This window comes from Hymenobacter nitidus (genome assembly GCF_020447315.1).
Classification (GTDB): Bacteria; Bacteroidota; Bacteroidia; order Cytophagales; family Hymenobacteraceae; genus Hymenobacter; species Hymenobacter nitidus.
On the sequence record NZ_JAJADQ010000012.1, the window covers coordinates 78223 to 97523 of the forward strand.

Below are 19301 nucleotides of genomic sequence, written 5' to 3' on the forward strand. Positions count from 1 at the left end.
ATCAATCCGGAGCGGGAAAGCTGCTGACCGGTCTGATGTTGTTTATCGTTTGTGTTGCAAGAACGTCATGCTGCACTTGCTGAGAAATGTCGCGGGCTGAGGTTGCAATAGCAGCTGTCATGCTGAGTGAAGTTGAAGCGTCTCTACCGCTTCGTTGATTGAACTTTGTTCAATGGATTTTTCAAATTGAAACAGAAGAGGTAAAGGCTAACAAAGGTAAGTTTGCCTATGACGCAGAACATCGAATTAGAAATCAAAGTAATCCAACGGTTTATCAACCAGAGCAAACAAGACCGATACATCCAGTTCGTGCGTTCGACCAGGAACCGGAGAAAGTTTACTGCCGACCTAAATCACTGGGATATTCTGCAAGCAGATGCTTTCGAGTACGTTCGAGGTGCTGAGAGCGAAGTAATTCAAGCAACGCTTCAGGCACAGGGAGTTATCAATACGACTTGTTATGTCATTAGCGAAAACACCTTTATCGATGCTCAGACGCTAGCCATAGATGAAGCTTTGCGAATGACTGTGGGACATGGTATGGGCACAATTCTGGTTTTTGGCAACGCAGAAGTGGTGTTTTACGAGTGTGAAACTATGAACGTGCGATACATCAGCAAGCCTAAATATTAAGCGGCCCGACGAAGCGGTAGAGATGCTTCGGCAAGCTCAGCATGACGTTCAAGAAGCTTAGAACAAGTTGCTCGAACTCTTCAGCCGCTCCACCTTCGCCCGGATTTCCTCCAGGCCCAGGTTGTGAATACTGCCCAGGTGCGTAGTCTGAAACTCCTTGTGGGGCACGTAGGAGCCGTCTTCCACCGCCTGGCCCACCTGCTTGTAGGCCGTGCGAAACGGCGTGCCGCTTTGAATGAGCTGGTTGATGTTTTCCACCGTGAAGGTCGCGTCGTACTTCTCCTTGTTGAGCAAATTCGGCTTGATCTGCAGCTGGGGCAAGGCGAAGAGCACGATGTCGAGAATGTCCAGAAACTGCGTGAGCGGCTCAAACAGCAGCTCCTTGAGAATCTGAAAGTCGCGGTGGTAGCCGCTGGGCAGGTTGCTGATGGTAAGCGTAATCGTGTTGGGCAGGGCCTGCAAGGAGTTGCACCGCGCCCGGATGAGCTCAAACACGTCCGGGTTTTTCTTGTGGGGCATAATGCTGGAGCCGGTGGTGAACTCCTTGGGCAGCTCCACAAAGGCCAAGTCCTGAGAGTTGTACATCACCAGGTCGTAGGCCATTTTGGCCAGGGTAGCGGCCATGCCGGCCACGGCGAAGGCCACGGTTTTCTCGGTTTTGCCCCGCAGCATCTGGGCGCCCACGCTGCTCACGGCCACGTTGCCGAAACCCATTTGCCGGGTCGTTAGCTGCCGGTCGATGGGGAAGGAGCTACCAAAGCCCGCGCCCGAGCCCAGCGGGTTCTGGTCGGCCACGGTGTGAGCCGCTTCGAATAAGGCTAAGTCCAGCAGCAAATGCTCGGCGTAGGCCGAAAACCAGAGTCCGAACGAGCTGGGCATGGCGGCCTGAAAGTGGGTGTAGCCCGGCATCAGGTCGGCCTGGTGGGCGTCGGCCTTTTGCAGCAGCACGTCTACCAAATTCATTGTCTTACTGGCCACCCGCTCGGTGTAGTCTTTCAGGAACAGCTGAATGGCCGTGAGCACCTGGTCGTTGCGGGAGCGGGCGGTGTGGATTTTCTTGCCCGCATCGCCAAACTTCTCGGTCAGGTAGTACTCAATCTTGGAGTGCACGTCCTCAAACTCCGCCTCGATGGTGAAGCTGCCGTCGGCAATCTGCGTGGCCAGCTCCCCGAGGCCCTGCTGGAGCTGCTCGTTTTCCTGCGCCGAAAGCAGGCCGGCCTGGGTTAGCATAGCCGCCTGGGCCTGGGAGGCCTGCACGTCGAACTGCGCCAGGTACATATCCAGTTCCCGGTCTTTGCCCACGGTGAACTGCTCAATCTTTTTGTCAACGGCGATGCCCTTGTCCCAAATCTTCATGCTCGGTTGTCTAGGAAAGCCCGGCTGTCGGGCTATTCCGGTACTACGTTTTACGGCCGGGTTCAGCCAGCGCAAGCCCTAAGTTGACTTGTCGCAAACCACCCGGTAATTGTTGTTTTTCTACTGCCTGCGGCCTGGCCCCGGTGGTACTTTTACGCATCATCCACCCAGATTACGGCGCCATGCAAAAGATTACCACCTTCCTGACGTTCAACGACCAGGCCGAAGAAGCGGCCAGGCTCTATACCAGCTTGTTCCAGGATTCGGCCATCCGCACTACCACGTATTACCCGGCCGGCACCTATATGCCGGCGGGCAGCGTGATGACCGTGGAGTTCGAGCTGGCCGGACAAAAGTACGTGGCCCTGAACGGCGGACCGCACTTTTCGTTCAGCACCGGCATTTCGCTGGCAGTAAGCTGTCAGGATCAGGCCGAAATAGATGCGCTCTGGAGCCAGCTCACGGCAAACGGCGGGGAGCCGGGCCAGTGCGGCTGGCTGAAAGACCCGTTTGGCGTATCCTGGCAGATTACACCCGCCAACCTGCCCCAGCTCCTGCACAGCGCCGACCCGGCCCGGAGGCAACGCAAAATGGCCGCTATGCTGCAGATGCGCAAACTCGATATTGCCACCCTGGAAAACGCCTAGGCCTACAGCTGCAGCCCTTCGAGCAGCTCGATGTAGGCCTTGATGCCACCCCGGATTTCGTAGAGGTAAATGTACTCGTCGGGGGTGTGGGAGCGGGCCGAGTCGCCGGGGCCCATCTTCACCGTCGGAAACGGCATCAGGGCCTGGTCCGACATCGTGGCCGAGCCGTAAGTTTTGCGGCCCAGGGCCACACCTTTGCGCACCAGCACATGGTCGGGGTCGATGCGCGAAGAGTTGAGGCGCACGGAGCGGGGCACCACTTCCGACTGCAAATGCTCCTGCACCGTGCGCACCACTTCCTCGTTCGAGTAAAACTCGTTGGTGCGCACGTCCACCACGAAGCGGCAGGTATCGGGCACCACGTTGTGCTGGGTGCCGGCCTGAATCTGGGTCACAGTCATCTTCACCGGCCCCAGCAGCTCCGACGACTGCGGGAACCGGTACTGCTGCAGCCACTGAATGTCGGTCAGGGCTTTGTACAGGGCGTTTTCACCTTCGTTGCGGGCCGCGTGGCCAGTCTGGCCGTGGGTGGTGCAGTCGAGCACCACCAGTCCCTTTTCGGCTATGGCCATGTCCATCTGCGTCGGCTCCCCCACGATGCCCAGGTCAAGCCGGCCCAGCTTGGGCAGCAAGTGGCTGATGCCGTTGGCGCCCGAAATTTCCTCCTCGGCCGTAATGGCGCAAATCAGGTTGAAGGGCAGATCTTGCCGCTCGTGGAAATGCAGAAACGTAGCCAGCAGACTCACCGCGCAGCCGCCCGCGTCGTTCGAGCCTAGCCCGATCAGCTTGTCATCCTCCTCGATTACGGCGCCAAACGGGTCGTAGGTCCAGGTCGTGCCGGGCTTCACCGTGTCGTGGTGGGAGTTGAGCAGCACGGTCGGCTTTTCCGCGTCGAAGTGCCGGTTCACGGCCCATACGTTGTGCAGCTCGCGCCGGGGCTGGGCGCCGTGCTGCCGCAGAAACTCGAAAATCAGGTCGGCGGTGGCCGCTTCTTCCCGCGAGTAGGAGGGCGTCTTAATCAGGCGCGTCAGCAGCTCAATGGCCTGCTCCGACAGCGGCTCCGCTAGCTCTGGCATAGAATCGTCTTTACGGGCTCGTTGATTTTCAGCGCATTCTCAATAACCACCCGCTCCACGCCGGCCTCCAGGGCGGCAAAGGCGTTGTCGAGCTTGGGCACCATGCCGGCCGCAATTACGCCGCTGGCTTTCAGGGTTTGGTACTGGGCGGGCGTTATCTGCGGAATTACCGACTGCTCGTCCTGCACGTCGGCCAGCACCCCATCCTTCTCGAAGCAGAAGTGCAGCTCGACCTGGTAGAATGGCGCCAGGGCCCGGGCCAGGGAGCTGGCAATGGTGTCGGCGTTGGTGTTGAGCAGCTGGCCCTGGCCGTCGTGGGTAATGGCGCAGAAAACCGGCGTCAGGCCCGCGCTGAGTAGGGTTTGCAGCAGCCCGGTTTCCACGCTGTGCTCGTCCACGTCGCCCACGAAGCCATAGTCGATTTCCTTGACCGGCCGCTTGCTGGCGCGAATCACGTTGCCGTCGGCCCCACTCAAACCCAGGCCATTCACGCCGTACTGCTGCAGCAAAGCCACCACCTGCTTATTCGTTTTACCAGCGTAAAACATGGTCACGATGTCGAGCGTGGCCGCGTCGGTGATGCGGCGGCCCTGCACCATCCGGGGCTCAATGCCCAGGCTCTGCAGCATCTGGCTGGCGCCTTTGCCGCCGCCGTGCACCACAATTTTGCGCTCCGGCACCCGGGCTAGCTCCCGCAGAAACTGGCTGAGCTGGGCGGTATCGTCGATAATGCCGCCGCCGATTTTAAAAATTTTCAGGACTTCGCTCATGCGGATAGGAAAAGGAAATGTGGCGCTCAGGTCCATGAAACGCCAGAATATAGACTCCGTTCAATCTTCGCCGCTTCGGCCAGCCAGTGGGCCCGGATCTTTTTTTGAAGCCGGAGCGGCAAAGTTTCCGAAAAAAAACATCTAGTTTTGCAACGATTTAGCGGTTTAAACGATTTAAACCGCGAAACACTCCCTATGCCGCCCCGCGGCACCCGTCATGATTCGTCTCTCCTCAATTGCGCTTTTGCGACGACCGATGCAGGTCGTGCGAATTATGCCAGCTTAACCGCTGGCTGCAATACTTCGCCGACCTTACTTTTCTAGAATCGGCGCGGGGCCCACGGATAGCCGGCCCCACTTGAAGAGAATTTCTACGAATAACCGACCTGAGTCCGAGTGTAATTTCCCAGTGCGACTTTTCCTGGCCTAGCGCCCGAACGCCCCACTCCCTGGCCTGATACGCCAAGCCCATTCCGCTTTTCTGGGTTTTATCTGTTGCTGCCGGCGCTTGTGCCGGTTGCCGCGTAGCCTCGCCCCACCCGCTACGCTCCCCGCATTTCTTTCCGTCTTTCCGAGTCTGTTGCCGTATAACGAGGCGACCAACCGAGCTTTGACCATGATGTTACGAGTCGCCAATGCTGCCGATGCGCAGTATGTGGAAACCCTTTGTCAATGGTATGAGGAATCTGCCAGAACGCGCGGCGTTGGTATTGCCAAGCGCGATCCTAACTATCTGAAAAAGAAGATGGAACGGGGCGATGCCATCATTGCCTTCGTCGACGAGCAGCTGGCCGGCTTCTGCTATATCGAAACCTTCGAGGACAACAAGTTTGTCGTCAATTCCGGCCTGATCGTCAACACCGAGCTGCGCAAGGAGGGCCTGGGCCGCGCCATCAAGCACCGCGTGTTTGAGTTGTCGCGCACCAAGTACCCCAGCGCCAAAATCTTCGGTATCACTACCAGTGGGCCGGTCATGAAGATCAACACCGAGCTGGGCTACCGTCCCGTGACCTTCACCGAGCTAACCCAGAGCGACGACTTTTGGAAGGGCTGCATGGGCTGCAAAAACTACCCGATTCTGCAGGAAAACCAGCGCAAAATGTGCCTGTGCACCGGCATGGTCTACGACAAGCTCGAAGACCAATACGGCAAGATTGCCCAGGAAACCATCGAAATACTAAGCCAGAAATAGCGCTGAGCGCTTAGCAGTCAGAGCGTAGAAAAGCTCTGGCAGCAACCTCTCCCGTTTTCTGCCTCCAACCTCGATTACAGAGCTCTCAGCTCTAAGTTCTAACCTCTAAGTTCTACATGAAAAAGAAGGTAGTTTTAGCGTACAGCGGCGGCTTGGATACGTCCTACTGCGCGGTATACCTGACCCGTGAGCTGGGTCTGGAAGTGCACACGGTTATCGTCAACTCCGGCGGCTTCTCTGAGGAAGAACTGGCGGCTATCGAGAAGCGGGCCTACGAGCTGGGCTCGACCAAGCACGAGGTCATCGACGTAACCCAGCGCTTCTACCAGGACTGCTTGCGCTACCTCATCTTTGGCAACATTCTCAAAAACGACACCTATCCGCTGAGCGTCAGTGCCGAGCGCATGTTTCAGAGCCTGGCGCTGGCTGAGTATGCCCGCGAGCATCAGGCCGACTACATTGCCCACGGCAGCACCGGTGCCGGCAACGACCAGGTGCGCTTCGACGTGGCTTTCTCGGTGATTACCCCCAACACGGAAATCATCACGCCCATCCGCGACCTGAAACTCTCGCGCCAGGCCGAAATCGACTTCCTCAACCAGCACGGCTTCGAGATGAGCTGGGAAAAAGCCAAGTACTCCATCAATAAAGGTATCTGGGGCACCAGCGTAGGCGGCGTCGAAACGCTGACCTCGCACCAGGCTTTGCCGGAGTCGGCCTACCCCACCCAAATCAGCGCGACGGAGCCGACCAGCATCGAAATCACCTTCGAGAAAGGTGAGCCGGTAGCTCTGAACGGAGAGACAATGAACCCCGTGGCCCTGATTCAGGCCCTGAACGAACTGGCCGGCACCTACGCCATTGGCCGCGACACCCACGTGGGCGACACGATTCTGGGTATCAAGGGCCGCGTGGGCTTCGAGGCACCCGCCCCGCTGATTCTGCTCAAGGCCCACCACTTGCTGGAAAAGCACACGTCCTCGCGCTGGCAGCTGCTGCACAAGGACTACGTGGCCAACTGGTACGGCACACTGCTGCACGAGGCCCAGTACCTCGACCCGGTGATGCGCGACTTCGAAGCCCTGCTGACGTCGTCGCAGGAGCGGGTGTCGGGCAAGGTGTTCGTGACCTTGAAGCCGTATCAATTTGAGCTGCAGGGCATCGAGTCGAAGTACGATATGATGCGCTCCAAAGTGGCGACCTACGGCGAGGAAAACGACGCCTGGGACGGGCGCGACGCTAAGGGCTTTATCAAGATTTTCAGCAACCAGCTGCGCATTCACTCTTCCTTCAACGATGAAAATTAAGGCTGGCATTGTCGGCGGCGCCGGCTACACGGCCGGGGAGCTCATCCGCATCCTGCTCCACCACGAGTTTGTGGCGCTGGGCGGCATCGTCAGCTCGTCCAACGCGGGCAACCCCGTGTACCAGGTGCACGACGACCTGGTAGGCGACACCGAGCTGGTATTTGCTGCGGAGCTGGCCGGCGACGAAGACGTAGTGTTTCTGTGCCTCGGGCACGGTAATTCCAAAGCCTGGCTGGAGAAAAACAGCCTGCCCGACACCACCCACATCATCGACCTGAGCAACGACTTTCGTCTGGAGGCCGACGCTGAGTTTGCCGACCGGGAATTTGTGTACGGGTTGCCGGAACTGAACAAAGGCCGGATTCAGCAGGCCCAAAGCATTGCCAACCCCGGCTGCTTTGCCACCGCTATTCAGCTGGCCTTGCTGCCGCTGGCCCAGGCCGGCAAGCTGACCGAGGACGTACACGTATCGGCCATTACCGGCTCCACGGGCGCGGGGCAGAGCCTGTCGGAGACGGTGCACTTCTCGTGGCGCAACAACAACGTGTCCATCTACAAGCCTTTTACGCACCAGCATTTGGGCGAAATAGGGGAGAGCCTGGGCCAGCTGCAGCACGAGCTGGCGGTGGATATTCACTTTGTGCCCTACCGCGGCAACTTCGCCCGGGGCATCTTTGCCAGCGTCTACACGCCTTCGGATTTAACCCAGGACGAGGCGCGGGAGCTGTATAAGAAATTCTACGCCGACGCCCCGTTTACCACGGTTTCGGACAAGGAAATCCACCTCAAGCAGGTGGTGAATACCAACAAGTGCCTGCTGCACGTGCAGAAATTCGGCAAGCAGCTGCTCATCACCTCGGTTATCGATAACCTGGTGAAGGGCGCTTCGGGGCAGGCCGTCCAGAATATGAATCTGCTTTTTGGCCTGCCGGAAACGACGGGACTCAACCTCAAATCGGTGCTTTTCTAATGGAGCTTTTCAACGTATATCCGCTCGTCAACATTACGCCCGTCAAAGGGCTGGGCGCTAAGCTGTGGGACGACAAGGGCCAGGAATACCTGGATTTCTACGGTGGCCACGCCGTCATTTCCATTGGCCACAGCCACCCGCACTACGTGCAGCGCCTCACCGAGCAGCTGCAGAACATCGGCTTCTACTCCAACTCGGTGCAGATTCCGATTCAGCAGCAGCTGGCCGAGAAGCTGGGCCGCGTGTCGGGCTACGAAAGCTACTCGCTGTTTCTGTGTAACTCGGGCGCCGAAGCCAACGAAAATGCCCTGAAGCTGGCCTCGTTTCACACCGGTAAAAGCCGCGTTATTGCCTTCAAAGGCGCTTTCCACGGCCGCACGTCGGGCGCGGTAGCCGCCACCGATAACCCCAAGATTGTCGCGCCCTTCAACGCCGGCCACGCCATTGCCTTCGTGGAGTACGACCTGACGGCCGTGGAAAAGCAGCTGCAGGACGGTGACGTGTGCGCGGCCATCATCGAGCCTATCCAGGGCGTGGGCGGCATCATCATGCCTTCCGACGAATTCCTGCGGGGCTTGGCCGCGCTGTGCAAGCAGTACGGGGCCCTGCTCATTGCCGACGAGGTGCAGAGCGGCTACGGCCGCAGCGGCAAGTTCTTCGCCCACCAGCACGCCGGTATTCAGCCCGACGTTATTTCGGTGGCCAAGGGCATGGGCAACGGCTTTCCCATCGGCGGCATCCTGATTTCGCCCGAGCTGAAGGCCTCTTACGGTTTGCTGGGCACCACGTTTGGCGGCAACCACCTGGCCTGCGCCGCGGCGTTGGCCGTACTGGAAGTAATTGAGCAGGAAAACCTGCTGAGCCACGCCGCCGAGCTGGGCGCTTACCTGCGCCAGGAACTGGAGGCCAATGCCGGAGCTGAGGAAATCCGCGGCCGGGGCCTGATGGTAGGCATCAAGTACGACTTTCCTATCAAGGACGTGCGCGACAAGCTGCTGAGCGAGTACCACATCTTCGTCGGTAACGCCTCCGACCCCACGGTGCTCCGCCTGCTGCCCCCGCTCAATATCAAGCGCGAGGAAATCGACCGGTTTTTGCAGGCCCTGTACACACTTATTCCGGTCGAGGTAAAAAAGTAAGCGACTTGTGGCCTAACTTGCAGCCCCAATGAGTAGCACGATGAGGTTCAAGAGCCAGTCTCCCCTTCTGATTAGCTGCACGCTGCCATTGGCTACAATTGCGCAGCAACCGGCTGGTTCTTTCCGTGAAAGAACGGCCCCCCAATTCCTTTTCTTCCAGCAGGCCTGCCCGCCCGATTCCCCAATGCCTGACATCTGGGAGCGGCAGGGTGTGGGACCGATTGATATATCCTCTTTCGCTCCCGTTTGGCTTAAGTCCTCGTTCGGCTGGAATAGACCTTTGATGTTTGGTTCTGTTCCAGCCGAAATTGTATTCGGGCGGTTCCGAAAGTTGGCTGAGGCTACCCCTCGCACCCGCAAAACGCCCGACCTGGGGGCTCGACGAATAGTCACTTCTCCTTTGATGACTAGGTTCCAACTAGCCTTGGGCCGATGGGCGCACCCGTTACTTTCTCCCCATTGACGAGAAAGGAAGCAGCCTGCCCGGCTACCGCAGAAAATCAACAACAGAGTAAACCATTTTTCGCATAACAGAGTGGAAAACGCTAAATCGGTAAAACTCATTCTCGAAGACGGCACCGAAATCGAGGGTACTTCTTTTGGGGCCTTCACCTCGGCCGCGGGCGAGGTGGTGTTCAGCACGGCCATGACTGGCTACCCCGAAAACCTCACTGACCCGTCCTTCGCCGGCCAGATTCTGGTCTTGACCTATCCCATGGTGGGCAACTACGGCGTGCCCGGCGAGGAGCTCTACGAGTCGATTTCCAAGATCTTCGAGTCGGACAAGGTTCACATTGCCGGCCTGGTGGTGAACTACTACTCCGAAGAGCACAGCCACTGGAACGCCGCCAAAAGCCTCGGCGACTGGCTCAAGGAGTACAACATTCCCGGCATCTTCGGCGTGGATACCCGCATGCTGACCAAGATCCTGCGGGAGAAAGGTGCCATGCTGGGCAAAATCGTGGCGGAGGAGGATGTGGAGCTGCACGACCCCAACCAGGACAACCTGGTGGCCCAGGTGAGCCCCACCGAGGTGCAGCACTACGGCCACGGCCAGCACAAAATCGTGCTCGTCGACTGCGGCACCAAGACCAATATCATCCGCTGCTTCCTCCAGCGCGACGTGGAGCTTATCCGCGTGCCCTGGGACTACGACTTCACCACCCTCGACTACGACGGCCTGTTCCTGAGCAACGGCCCCGGCGACCCGAAAATGTGCGAGCCGACCATTCAGCACCTGCAAACGGCACTGGGCCAGGACAAGCCTATCTTCGGCATCTGCCTGGGCTCCCAGCTCATGGGCCTGGCCGCGGGCGGCGACACGTTCAAGCTTAAGTACGGCCACCGCAGCCACAACCAGCCGGTGCTGCTCTCGGGCACCAAGCGCAGCTACATCACCAGCCAGAACCACGGCTTTGCCGTCGATACCGACACGCTGCCCGCCGAGTGGGAAATGCTGTTTGAGAACCTCAACGACGGCACCTGCGAAGGTATCCGCCACAAGACCAAACCGTTCTTCTCCACCCAGTTTCACCCCGAAGCCGCCGGCGGCCCCGAGGATACCGAGTACCTGTTCGACGACTTTCTGAAGGCTGTGGCGGAGTATAAGGCGGCCAAGTAGAACGAACTGAAAAGAACGTCATGCTGAACCTGTCGAAGCATATCTACCGCTTCATTGAGATGGTGGACTGTCAAGAGGTAGTAATGTCAGCTTACAAGACTGTTGTCAGCAAAAATCAGAGCCGATTTAGCTAATGGAAGCAAATCAATCCACAGCGAAAGAGGGCGAATTGCTATCCTATGCGGAACTGCAATACGCCTCAGATTTCTTGCACAGTCCAGAGCACAGTAGACTTCAAAACGCAGTTGATTTTCTGCTTAACGCCGTCACTGACTGGCCAATATTTGGCCTTAGTGAGCCCAAAGACCTATTGGCGAATCTGCACATTGAAATCACCGGCCCATTAACTTTTAATGCACTGCGCATCTATGCTACAGTCGCAAGCGACCCATGGAAAGGAGAGGCCATTAATTCGCTATTGGAACTGTTCGATTCAGAGCGAAAACAGCAGTTCAATTTAGATATTGAACTGGAAGCCATACTCATTCAACTTACTCACCAATGTCGGATGGTAATTAGCCCAACTGCGCGGTAGAGATGCTTCGGCATGCTCAGCATGACACTGTAACCAACAACGAAACCCGACTGCCCTTTTAACACGGCCTAATCCACGGTCTGTTACCCAACCCTTAGAATGAACAAACCCAACAAAGTTCTCATCCTCGGTTCCGGCGCGCTCAAGATTGGGGAGGCCGGTGAGTTCGATTATTCCGGCTCCCAGGCCCTCAAGGCCCTGAAAGAGGAAGGCATCCGCACCATCCTCATCAACCCCAACATTGCCACCGTGCAGACGTCGGACAACATTGCCGACGACGTGTACTTCCTGCCCGTGACGCCCTTCTTCGTGGAGGAAGTCATCAAGAAGGAGCAGCCCGACGGTATTCTGGTGGCTTTCGGTGGCCAGACGGCCCTGAACTGCGCCGTGGCCCTGTACCGTGCCGGGGTGTTTGAGAAGTACAACGTGAAGGTGCTCGGCACGCCCGTGCAAAGCATCATCGATACCGAGGACCGGGATATTTTCAAGGAAAAGCTCGACCAGATTGGCGTGCTTTCGGCCCGTAGCGTGGCCGTGACCAACATGGAGGACGCGCTGGCCGCCGCCGAGAAAATCGGTTTCCCGATTATCGTGCGGGCGGCCTTTGCGCTGGGTGGCCTGGGCAGCGGCTTCGCCAACAACATGGACGAGCTGCGGACCCTGGCCCAGAAGTCCTTCACGACCTCCGACCAGATTCTGGTGGAAGAGTCGCTGAAAGGGTGGAAGGAAGTGGAGTACGAAGTGGTGCGCGACCAGTATGACAACTGCATCACGGTCTGCAACATGGAGAACTTCGACCCCATCGGCATTCACACCGGGGAGAGCATCGTGGTGGCTCCGTCGCAGACGCTCAGCAACCGCGAGTACCACAAGCTGCGCAGCATCGGCATCAAGACCATCCGCCACCTGGGCATCGTGGGCGAGTGCAACATTCAGTACGCGCTGGACCCCGTGTCGGAAGACTACCGCGTGATTGAGGTGAATGCCCGCTTGTCGCGCTCCTCGGCGCTGGCTTCCAAAGCTACTGGCTATCCGCTGGCGTTTGTGGCGGCCAAGCTGAGCTTGGGCTACTCGCTGTCGGAGCTGAAAAACAGCGTGACCCAGACGACCTCGGCCTTCTTCGAGCCGGCCCTGGACTACGTGGTGGTAAAGCTGCCGCGCTGGGACTTGGGTAAGTTCGAGGGCGTGAACCGGCAGATCGGCTCGGCCATGAAGAGCGTGGGCGAGGTTATGGCCATCGGCAAATCGTTCGAGGAAGCCATTCAGAAGGGCCTGCGCATGCTCGATACCGGCAAGCGCGGCTTCGTGGCCAACAAGCCCGAGCAGGTCGATAACGCTACCATCGACAAGCTGCTGAGCGAGCCCAACGAGGAGCGCATCTTTGCCATTAATCTGGCATTTGAGGCCGGCTACACGCTCGACCAGGTACACGATCTGACCAAGATTGACCACTGGTTCTTGCAGCGTTTGATGACGATTTTTCAGTTGGGCAATAAGCTGGCCGAAGGTCGGGCCACCGGCCTCAATGGGCTGGAAACCCAACTGCTGCGCGAAGCCAAGAAAGCCGGTTTCTCCGACCAGCAGATTGCCGTGAAGCTGCTCGGCGAAGGCGACGTGAAAGCCGACGAGCTGCTGGTGCGGGCCCGCCGCAAGGCTTTGGGCGTGCTACCCGTCATCAAGCAGATTGACACGCTGGCCGCCGAATTCCCGGCCAAAACAAACTACCTCTACAGCACCTACCACGGCACCGAAAACGACCTGGCCCAGGAAACCAGCAAGTCCATCGTGGTGCTGGGCTCGGGCGTGTACCGTATCGGCAGCTCCGTGGAGTTCGACTGGTGCGGCGTAAATGCCGTGCAGACGGCCGCCGAAGAGGGCTACAAAACCATCATCATTAACTACAACCCCGAAACGGTCAGCACCGACTACGACGTGTCGGACCGGCTGTACTTCGAGGAGCTGAGCTTCGAGCGGGTGATGGACATTCTGGACTTCGAGCAGCCCCAGGGCGTGATTCTGAGCACCGGCGGCCAGATTCCCAACAACCTGGCAACCCGGCTGGCCGACGCCAACGCGCCCATTTTGGGTACCGCCCCGGCCCGCATTGATGAAGCGGAGAACCGCCACAAGTTCAGCAGCATCATGGATGAGCTCGGTATTGCCCAGCCCCGCTGGAAGGAGCTGACCTCGCTGGAAGCCATGCACGAATTTGTGCGCGAAGTCGGTTTTCCGGTGCTCATCCGGCCGAGCTACGTGCTGTCGGGCGCAGCTATGAACGTGGTTTCTAACAACTTCGAGCTGGAAGCCTTCCTGCAAACGGCCGTGGAAGTAAGCTCCGAATACCCGGTGGTGGTGTCGGAATTCATTCAGGAAGCCAAGGAAATTGAGCTCGACGCGGTGGCCGACCACGGCGACATTGTGAGCTATGCCATTTCGGAGCACGTGGAGTTTGCCGGCGTGCACTCCGGCGACGCCACCATGTACTACCCGCCCCAACGGGTATACGTGGGCACCATCCGCAAGCTGAAAATCATTGCCGAGAAGATTGCCAAACGCTACGAAATCAGCGGCCCGTTCAACATCCAGTTCCTGGAGAAAAACGGCGAAATCCGGGTGATTGAGTGCAACATCCGCGCCTCGCGCAGCTATCCGTTCGTGTCGAAAGTATCGGGCAACAACCTCATCAAAAAGGCTACCCAGGTGCTGCTGGGCAAGAAGGTAGAGCGTGACGAAAGTGAGCGGGTCTACGACCTGCCCTTCGTGGGCGTGAAGGCCCCGCAGTTCTCCTTCACCCGCCTGCCCGGCGCCGACCCGGTGTTGCGCGTCGACATGGTAAGCACCGGCGAAGTGGGCTGCCTGGGCGACACCGCCGAGGAAGCCTTGCTGAAATCGATGCTGAGTGTGGGCTACAAAATCCCGCAGAAATCGGTGCTGATTTCCGGCGGTCCCATCATCTCCAAAGTGGCCCTGCTCGCGCCTGCCGCGCTGCTCATCAAAAAGGGTTACACCGTGTACGCCACCCAGGGCACGCACCGCTTCTTCGCCGAAAACGGCATTCCCAGCAGCCTGCTTTTCTGGCCCGATGAGCTGCAGGAGCCCAACGTGCTGACGTATCTGAAGGAGAAGAAAATCGACCTGGTCATCAACATTCCCAAGAACCTCTCGAAGGGCGAGCTGGACAACGACTACAAAATCCGCCGCACGGCCGTGGATTTCGGAGTTGGGTTACTGACCAATGCCCGCTTGGCCAAGGCCTTCATCCAAGCCTTCTGCACCCTGGAAATGAAAGACCTGAAGATCAAGAGCTGGAACGAGTATAAGGCGATGTAGCGCGAAGCTCCTGCTTCGCGTATCGTTGCAGAATGGACTCCAGAAACATCTACATATCAAGCCAACATAAGTTGACTGGACTTACATGGTCAGAGTTGATTTATGTTGGCTTGAATCATGAAAAGGCAGATGAGTATAAGGCTGATAAAGTTGCCGAGTACGCTCATGCCTTGTTTGACGAGCGGGAAGTCTACGTTGTTGTTGGACGTCACGATTCTCATTTGGCCTTATTGGACGACGCGCTGAAAGGCGTGAGCACATGGTTGAAGACAACTGATGTGTTGCTTTGCAATTGGTCATTTACCAAGGCAATGAAGTTTTACAAAATCGGGGTAATGAACTACGGCGAGAAAGTTTCTTAAATCAAATTGTGTGGGCCACAAGAACGTTTGTCTTAGCTGCCGCACGGCCTTCAATGTGCCCTATGAGGGCATTCGTGAAGTAGTCTGCATCACATGCGGTAAACCACTGCTTCAACTGCCGCATAGATTCCGTCCGCCTAAGAGGAGCGAATCTGCCAAATGGGAGATAGTGAAATTCTTGGTTGAAAACGGCTTTCTATACCAGCACATAGTTGAACGAAGCGAAACGCCCAGCCATCTAAACCGCATTGAGCAATACGTTGAGTATCCCGAAAATATGAGGGATGCACAAGAGTTTGTAAGCAAGTATAAATCCCAGGCAAAGAAGCCTATAAAATGAAAAACTTCACCTCCTTCGCCGATGCAGGCGACTATAAAGCCTTGTTGCAGCAAGCTCTGGAAATCAAAGCTAATCCGTTTGGCTATCAGCACGTGGGCCGCAACAAAACCGTCGGTCTGATTTTCTTTAACCCCAGTTTGCGCACCCGCCTGAGCTCCATTAAGGCAGCGTATAACCTGAGCGCGCAGGCTTGGGTGCTCAACGCCGGGGCCGATTCCTGGACGCTGGAAATGGCCGACGGCGCAGTGATGAGCGGTGGCACTCAGGAGCACATCAAGGAGGCCATTGCCGTGATGAGCCAGTATTGCGACGTGCTGGGCGTGCGCACCTTCCCCACGCTCAAGGACCGCGACGAGGACTACCAGGAAGTCGTCTTCAAGAAGATTATGCAGTACGCCACGGTGCCGGTTATCAGCTTAGAAAGCGCTACACTGCACCCGCTGCAGTCGTTTGCCGACCTGATTACGGTGGCCGAAACCAAGCAGAAAGAGCGGGTGAAAGTGGTGCTGACCTGGGCCCCGCACGTGCGCGCCCTGCCCCAGTGCGTGCCCAACTCGTTCTGCGACTGGTTCTCAGAAATCGACTGGGTTGACTTCGTCATCACCCACCCCGAAGGCTACGAGCTGGACCCCAAATTCACCAAAGGGGCCCGTATCGAGTACGACCAGCGCAAGGCCCTGGAGGGCGCCGACTTCGTGCAGGCCAAGAACTGGAGCAGCTACCAGGACTACGGCCAGGTCCTCAGCAACGACCCCAGCTGGATGCTGACGCCCGAGCATATGACCGGCACTAATGACGCCAAATTCCTGCACTGCCTGCCCGTGCGCCGCAACGTGGAAGTATCCGACGCCATTCTGGACTCGCCTAACTCTCTGGTGATTCAGGAAGCCGGCAACCGGGTTTTCTCCATGCAAACCGTGCTGCACGAGCTGCTGAAATAATCTGACGAATCCGTTCCTGCCAACAAAAAAGGCCGTTCCCCCGGGGAACGGCCTTTTTTGGTTTAGCTGGCCATAGCCAGCGTCGTAGGCGGTACTACATCCAGGCGCAGAAATTTCTCTTTGTAGTCCGCGGGGAGCAGGCTGGTGCGGGCCCATTTGCTCAGGGAGAAATGCTGGGTGTAGCGGTACACCAGCAGCACGGGCCGCAGCCACGGCGTGCGGCCCAGGCGCAGCCGCTGGCGCACCGCGGCTGGTACCACCACCCGCTGGGCCTGGAGCAGCAGGCGGTAGCGCACCGGGCCCAGATGACGGGCGTACTGCTGATACAGGTCGGCGGTGAAGCGGCTGTGTTCCAGGTGACTTTCCAGGTGCTGCTGCCGGTCGTGCTGCCACTGCTGGTGCGAAGTCGGCAAATCGGGAATGCCCATGCGCTGGCCCACGCGGGTAAACACCTCGAACACCTCGGCCTGCTCGGCCGGGCTTAGGGGGCGCTCCAGGGTTTCGAAGGCCCGGATAGAGTAGTCGATAAGCATGTAGAGCACGTCGCGGTAGGCCCAGGCCGGAATGGCCATGCCGCGCTTGGCTTCCACGGCCGCGTGAATGGCGGTAATGGTATCAATGGCCTGCTCGGCGGCGGGGCGCTCGGCAAACACAATCTGGCGGGCATACTCCACGGTGGAAAACAGGCGGGCCAGCGGGTCGGCGGGCAGGCGGCCGGTGAAGTACAGCCAGTCGACGGCCTTGTTGAGGGCAAACTCGGCGGCTGCCCCGGCGAAGATGAACAGCACCGTGTCCGCCTTGCCCCAGATAGTGCGCACCACCGAGCCTGGGGCTACAAAATATTCCGGCTGCTGCGGCATACTACTCAGTGTAAGGTAGAAATTGATACAGTTCATCCGAACGAAAGGAGCCGGATGGGTTGTTGTTACTGTCACAAAGTTAACAAAGAACTTTGAAATGCAAAGTAAAGCCTAAGCCCATTGTGTTCAGTGGATAATAATCCACAGCGCCAAAGCCACGAAAGACAGGTAAAGGGGGCTGATTCAACGCAAAACTCCCGCTGCAGCCTCACTCGAAGCCGCAACGGGAGCTGCTATTACAATACTATGAAACTGGGCTATTCCACCGCTAGGCGCGTCGCCACCGACTCGCCAGCCCCCGTCACCTGCAGGTAGTACAGGCCCGGCTGCGTATCGAGCTGCACCGGAATAGTGGCGGGCCCCACGGCATCCAGCTGCTGTACCACGCGGCCCTTGCTGTTGCGGATGGTCACGCGGGCAGGCCCGGCGGGTAGCTGCACCATGAAGTTGCCGGTCGTGCTGGGGTTGGGGTACACCTGCGCCGCAGCGGCATCCAGGCTGGAGGTAGCCGCTACGCTTTCGGTCAGGAGCCGGCCGGCCGTGGTGGAAGCATTGCCAAAGCCGATGTAGCCGTTACAGTTCAGCCATTCGCTGTTGGCCCCGCCGCAGGCCCCGTTCTGATACACACCGGTATTGGTGCTCTGGTTTTCGGCCTGGCGGGTGGTGCCGTTCACGGTGATGTAGTCCACCTGCACGTCGCGGTTGGTGGCGTCGTTGGTGTACTCCACGTTGATGCCGCCGGTGGCGCTGGTCGTCACGGAGTAGTTCTGCATGGCCGTGCCCAAGGTCCAGGCGCCTACCTGGGTGCCGCCTACCGTCAGGCGCATATTCTCGGTGCCATTAGCGCCCCGGGCCCGTACCACAATGTTGTTTGAGCCACCGCCGCCAGTGGGTGGGGGAGTAGTGCTGCCGCCCGTGCCCATGCTCATGCTGGTGATGTTGGCCGAACCGCTGCTCTGATAGCCTTCCACCGTCAGCGAAACTTCGTACATGCTGCCCACCGTCCAGCCCCGGCTCTGCCAGGCGTTGAAGTGGTTGGCTACCGTAATCGTGCCGCTGGTGCGCTTGGAAGTACGCACGCTCCAGTACTGGTAGAAAGTAGCGTTACCCTGAATAGAAGGCTGATTCACGCGCTGGGTCCGGTACAGGTCGTAGGTGCCGCCGTCGGAAGTGACGGTGCCCACGGAAGTGCCTCCCGGAGGGCGCCAGGTGCCCCAGCTATCCACAATGTAATACTCGACCATGGGGCTGGTAAACCACCCGTACACGCACAGGTAGGAGTTGCCGTTGGGGTTGTAGCTGGCCGAGTAAGTAACGGTCTGGTTTTTGGCGCCGGGGCGCAAACCTTTGCGAGCCAGTAGGTTACCGATATTGCTCCACGTAACGCTGAAAGCGCCACCTGAGCCCAGAGTCATGCTGCCCGTGCCGTTGTCTTTCCAGTATTCGTAGGTATAGCCACCCTGGGTGCCAATCTGGTTGGCCGTTATAGTCTGGGCATCCGACTGTTGAGCGCCGAAAAGCGCCAGCACAAATACCAGCAGCAGCGACATAGTCTGCCGGCCCGCTACGCGCGGTAAGTAGTTTTTGGTCATTGGGTTGGGGGATTTTGGTTGTAGGTAAGTAAGCAGGTCGGAATTCCGTTGTAACAATAGCCAATCATCCGGGCTAAGTGCAATAGATGTATAAACATATCATGTTGATTATCAAACTAATAGTATCGGGCTCGTTTGCACAATCGTTTTGATAGGTAGGAGCCGAAGCAAATTTCCGGACGTTATTTTCGCTCTGCTAACCGGCATATCAGGCTATAAGCCTGTGTTACTGTGCCCCACCCAGCCCCATATCCGTTACTCTAGTCATGAAGCGCCGTCTGGCCTTCCTGCAACAAGCCCGTGAGATGCTGCGCCGGTAACTATGGTAGAATTAGATTAATACTCTGATAGTCAGTTTGTTTTAGGGTTGGAAACCCGTATATTAAGGTATTCACTCTTCTTCTTAGCCCTATGGAAAATCAGGACGCAAAACGGGCCCGCCTGCTGGTTGAGCAGTGGCTGGTGGCCCACCCCGAGCGGGTACTCAACCGCCGCCGCAAGCCCGCAGACCTGCTGAACTGGAAGCTGGCCGCCATTCACTCGGTGCGCACCGGCAACCCCTACGACACGGACGATATTCTGCGCTGGCTCGCCACCCAGGCCGAAGGCTCGGCTATGGAAGACTAAGGC

Annotated in this window: 17 protein-coding genes; 12 read left to right on the forward strand and 5 right to left on the reverse strand. The window is 58.0% G+C overall.

The window, feature by feature from the left end; translation table 11 throughout:
- Positions 1 to 228 precede the first annotated feature (228 nt).
- Positions 229 to 633 carry a hypothetical protein gene (locus LGH70_RS19835; RefSeq protein WP_226189340.1) on the forward strand — a complete coding sequence of 135 codons (405 nt, stop codon included), beginning with the start codon at positions 229 to 231 and terminating at the stop codon, positions 631 to 633.
- A gap of 57 nt (positions 634 to 690) precedes the next feature.
- Here LGH70_RS19835 and argH read toward each other — a convergent pair whose 3' ends face one another.
- A complete protein-coding gene (gene argH, locus LGH70_RS19840; RefSeq protein ID WP_226189342.1) occupies positions 691 to 1989 on the reverse strand; it encodes an argininosuccinate lyase in 1299 nt (432 codons plus the stop codon).
- Between the two features lie 182 nt (positions 1990 to 2171).
- On the opposite strand from argH, the gene LGH70_RS19845 reads away from it, so the two are divergent.
- Entirely contained in the window at positions 2172 to 2636 is a 465-nt protein-coding gene (locus LGH70_RS19845; RefSeq protein ID WP_226189345.1) for a VOC family protein, read from the forward strand.
- A 2-nt stretch (positions 2637 to 2638) separates the two neighbouring features.
- Here LGH70_RS19845 and LGH70_RS19850 read toward each other — a convergent pair whose 3' ends face one another.
- On the reverse strand, positions 2639 to 3712 hold the full coding sequence (locus LGH70_RS19850; protein WP_226189347.1) for a M20 family metallo-hydrolase: 1074 nt from the start codon (positions 3710 to 3712) through the stop codon (positions 2639 to 2641).
- Entirely contained in the window at positions 3700 to 4482 is a 783-nt protein-coding gene (gene argB, locus LGH70_RS19855; RefSeq protein ID WP_226189350.1) for an acetylglutamate kinase, read from the reverse strand. Before argB ends, LGH70_RS19850 begins: the two co-directional genes overlap by 13 nt.
- Before the next feature lie 616 nt (positions 4483 to 5098).
- On the opposite strand from argB, the gene LGH70_RS19860 reads away from it, so the two are divergent.
- The 9 genes from LGH70_RS19860 (at position 5099) to LGH70_RS19900 (ending at position 16219) form a co-directional block, all read left to right on the forward strand.
- Complete coding sequence (locus tag LGH70_RS19860) at positions 5099 to 5674, forward strand: GNAT family N-acetyltransferase (protein ID WP_226189353.1); 576 nt, start codon at positions 5099 to 5101, stop codon at positions 5672 to 5674.
- 116 nt (positions 5675 to 5790) lie between these two features.
- Entirely contained in the window at positions 5791 to 6981 is a 1191-nt protein-coding gene (gene argG, locus LGH70_RS19865; RefSeq protein ID WP_226189356.1) for an argininosuccinate synthase, read from the forward strand.
- The gene (gene argC / locus LGH70_RS19870; RefSeq protein ID WP_226189358.1) at positions 6971 to 7951 is read left to right on the forward strand and encodes an N-acetyl-gamma-glutamyl-phosphate reductase; all 981 of its coding nucleotides are present in this window, start codon (positions 6971 to 6973) and stop codon (positions 7949 to 7951) included. Before argG ends, argC begins: the two co-directional genes overlap by 11 nt.
- On the forward strand, positions 7951 to 9090 hold the full coding sequence (locus LGH70_RS19875; protein WP_226189362.1) for an aspartate aminotransferase family protein: 1140 nt from the start codon (positions 7951 to 7953) through the stop codon (positions 9088 to 9090). The genes argC and LGH70_RS19875 overlap by 1 nt, the downstream gene beginning before the upstream one ends.
- Before the next feature lie 535 nt (positions 9091 to 9625).
- On the forward strand, positions 9626 to 10711 hold the full coding sequence (gene carA, locus LGH70_RS19880) for a glutamine-hydrolyzing carbamoyl-phosphate synthase small subunit (RefSeq protein ID WP_226189363.1): 1086 nt from the start codon (positions 9626 to 9628) through the stop codon (positions 10709 to 10711).
- A 133-nt stretch (positions 10712 to 10844) separates the two neighbouring features.
- Positions 10845 to 11246 (forward strand): hypothetical protein, encoded by a 402-nt coding sequence (locus LGH70_RS19885; protein ID WP_226189365.1) that lies wholly within the window; start codon positions 10845 to 10847, stop codon positions 11244 to 11246.
- A gap of 99 nt (positions 11247 to 11345) precedes the next feature.
- Entirely contained in the window at positions 11346 to 14576 is a 3231-nt protein-coding gene (gene carB / locus LGH70_RS19890; protein ID WP_226189367.1) for a carbamoyl-phosphate synthase (glutamine-hydrolyzing) large subunit, read from the forward strand.
- 32 nt (positions 14577 to 14608) lie between these two features.
- A complete protein-coding gene (locus tag LGH70_RS19895; RefSeq protein ID WP_226189369.1) occupies positions 14609 to 14938 on the forward strand; it encodes a hypothetical protein in 330 nt (109 codons plus the stop codon).
- Between the two features lie 336 nt (positions 14939 to 15274).
- Positions 15275 to 16219, forward strand: coding sequence for a Rossmann-fold NAD(P)-binding domain-containing protein (locus LGH70_RS19900; RefSeq protein WP_226189370.1), 945 nt, complete (start codon positions 15275 to 15277; stop codon positions 16217 to 16219).
- A 62-nt stretch (positions 16220 to 16281) separates the two neighbouring features.
- On the opposite strand, the gene LGH70_RS19905 is transcribed toward LGH70_RS19900, so the two are convergent.
- Both LGH70_RS19905 and LGH70_RS23735 read right to left on the reverse strand, forming a co-directional pair.
- Positions 16282 to 17079 carry an oxygenase MpaB family protein gene (locus LGH70_RS19905; RefSeq protein WP_226189372.1) on the reverse strand — a complete coding sequence of 266 codons (798 nt, stop codon included), beginning with the start codon at positions 17077 to 17079 and terminating at the stop codon, positions 16282 to 16284.
- Positions 17080 to 17336: 257 nt separating this feature from the next.
- Positions 17337 to 18671, reverse strand: coding sequence for a glycoside hydrolase family 11 protein (locus LGH70_RS23735; RefSeq protein WP_284438447.1), 1335 nt, complete (start codon positions 18669 to 18671; stop codon positions 17337 to 17339).
- Between the two features lie 411 nt (positions 18672 to 19082).
- Between LGH70_RS23735 and LGH70_RS19920 the strand changes: the two genes are divergently transcribed.
- Entirely contained in the window at positions 19083 to 19298 is a 216-nt protein-coding gene (locus LGH70_RS19920; RefSeq protein WP_226189373.1) for a hypothetical protein, read from the forward strand.
- The last annotated feature ends 3 nt before the right edge of the window (positions 19299 to 19301 follow it).

Bases quoted from the DNA above. Each gene is read 5' to 3' on its own strand.
- LGH70_RS19835 (WP_226189340.1), top strand. From the start codon at position 229: ATGACGCAGAACATCGAATTAGAAATCAAAGTAATCCAACGGTTTATC.
- argH (WP_226189342.1), bottom strand. From the start codon at position 1,989: ATGAAGATTTGGGACAAGGGCATCGCCGTTGACAAAAAGATTGAGCAG.
- LGH70_RS19845 (WP_226189345.1), top strand. From the start codon at position 2,172: ATGCAAAAGATTACCACCTTCCTGACGTTCAACGACCAGGCCGAAGAA.
- LGH70_RS19850 (WP_226189347.1), bottom strand. From the start codon at position 3,712: ATGCCAGAGCTAGCGGAGCCGCTGTCGGAGCAGGCCATTGAGCTGCTG.
- argB (WP_226189350.1), bottom strand. From the start codon at position 4,482: ATGAGCGAAGTCCTGAAAATTTTTAAAATCGGCGGCGGCATTATCGAC.
- LGH70_RS19860 (WP_226189353.1), top strand. From the start codon at position 5,099: ATGATGTTACGAGTCGCCAATGCTGCCGATGCGCAGTATGTGGAAACC.
- argG (WP_226189356.1), top strand. From the start codon at position 5,791: ATGAAAAAGAAGGTAGTTTTAGCGTACAGCGGCGGCTTGGATACGTCC.
- argC (WP_226189358.1), top strand. From the start codon at position 6,971: ATGAAAATTAAGGCTGGCATTGTCGGCGGCGCCGGCTACACGGCCGGG.
- LGH70_RS19875 (WP_226189362.1), top strand. From the start codon at position 7,951: ATGGAGCTTTTCAACGTATATCCGCTCGTCAACATTACGCCCGTCAAA.
- LGH70_RS19885 (WP_226189365.1), top strand. From the start codon at position 10,845: ATGGAAGCAAATCAATCCACAGCGAAAGAGGGCGAATTGCTATCCTAT.
- carB (WP_226189367.1), top strand. From the start codon at position 11,346: ATGAACAAACCCAACAAAGTTCTCATCCTCGGTTCCGGCGCGCTCAAG.
- LGH70_RS19895 (WP_226189369.1), top strand. From the start codon at position 14,609: ATGGACTCCAGAAACATCTACATATCAAGCCAACATAAGTTGACTGGA.
- LGH70_RS19900 (WP_226189370.1), top strand. From the start codon at position 15,275: ATGAAAAACTTCACCTCCTTCGCCGATGCAGGCGACTATAAAGCCTTG.
- LGH70_RS19905 (WP_226189372.1), bottom strand. From the start codon at position 17,079: ATGCCGCAGCAGCCGGAATATTTTGTAGCCCCAGGCTCGGTGGTGCGC.
- LGH70_RS23735 (WP_284438447.1), bottom strand. From the start codon at position 18,671: ATGACCAAAAACTACTTACCGCGCGTAGCGGGCCGGCAGACTATGTCG.
- LGH70_RS19920 (WP_226189373.1), top strand. From the start codon at position 19,083: ATGGAAAATCAGGACGCAAAACGGGCCCGCCTGCTGGTTGAGCAGTGG.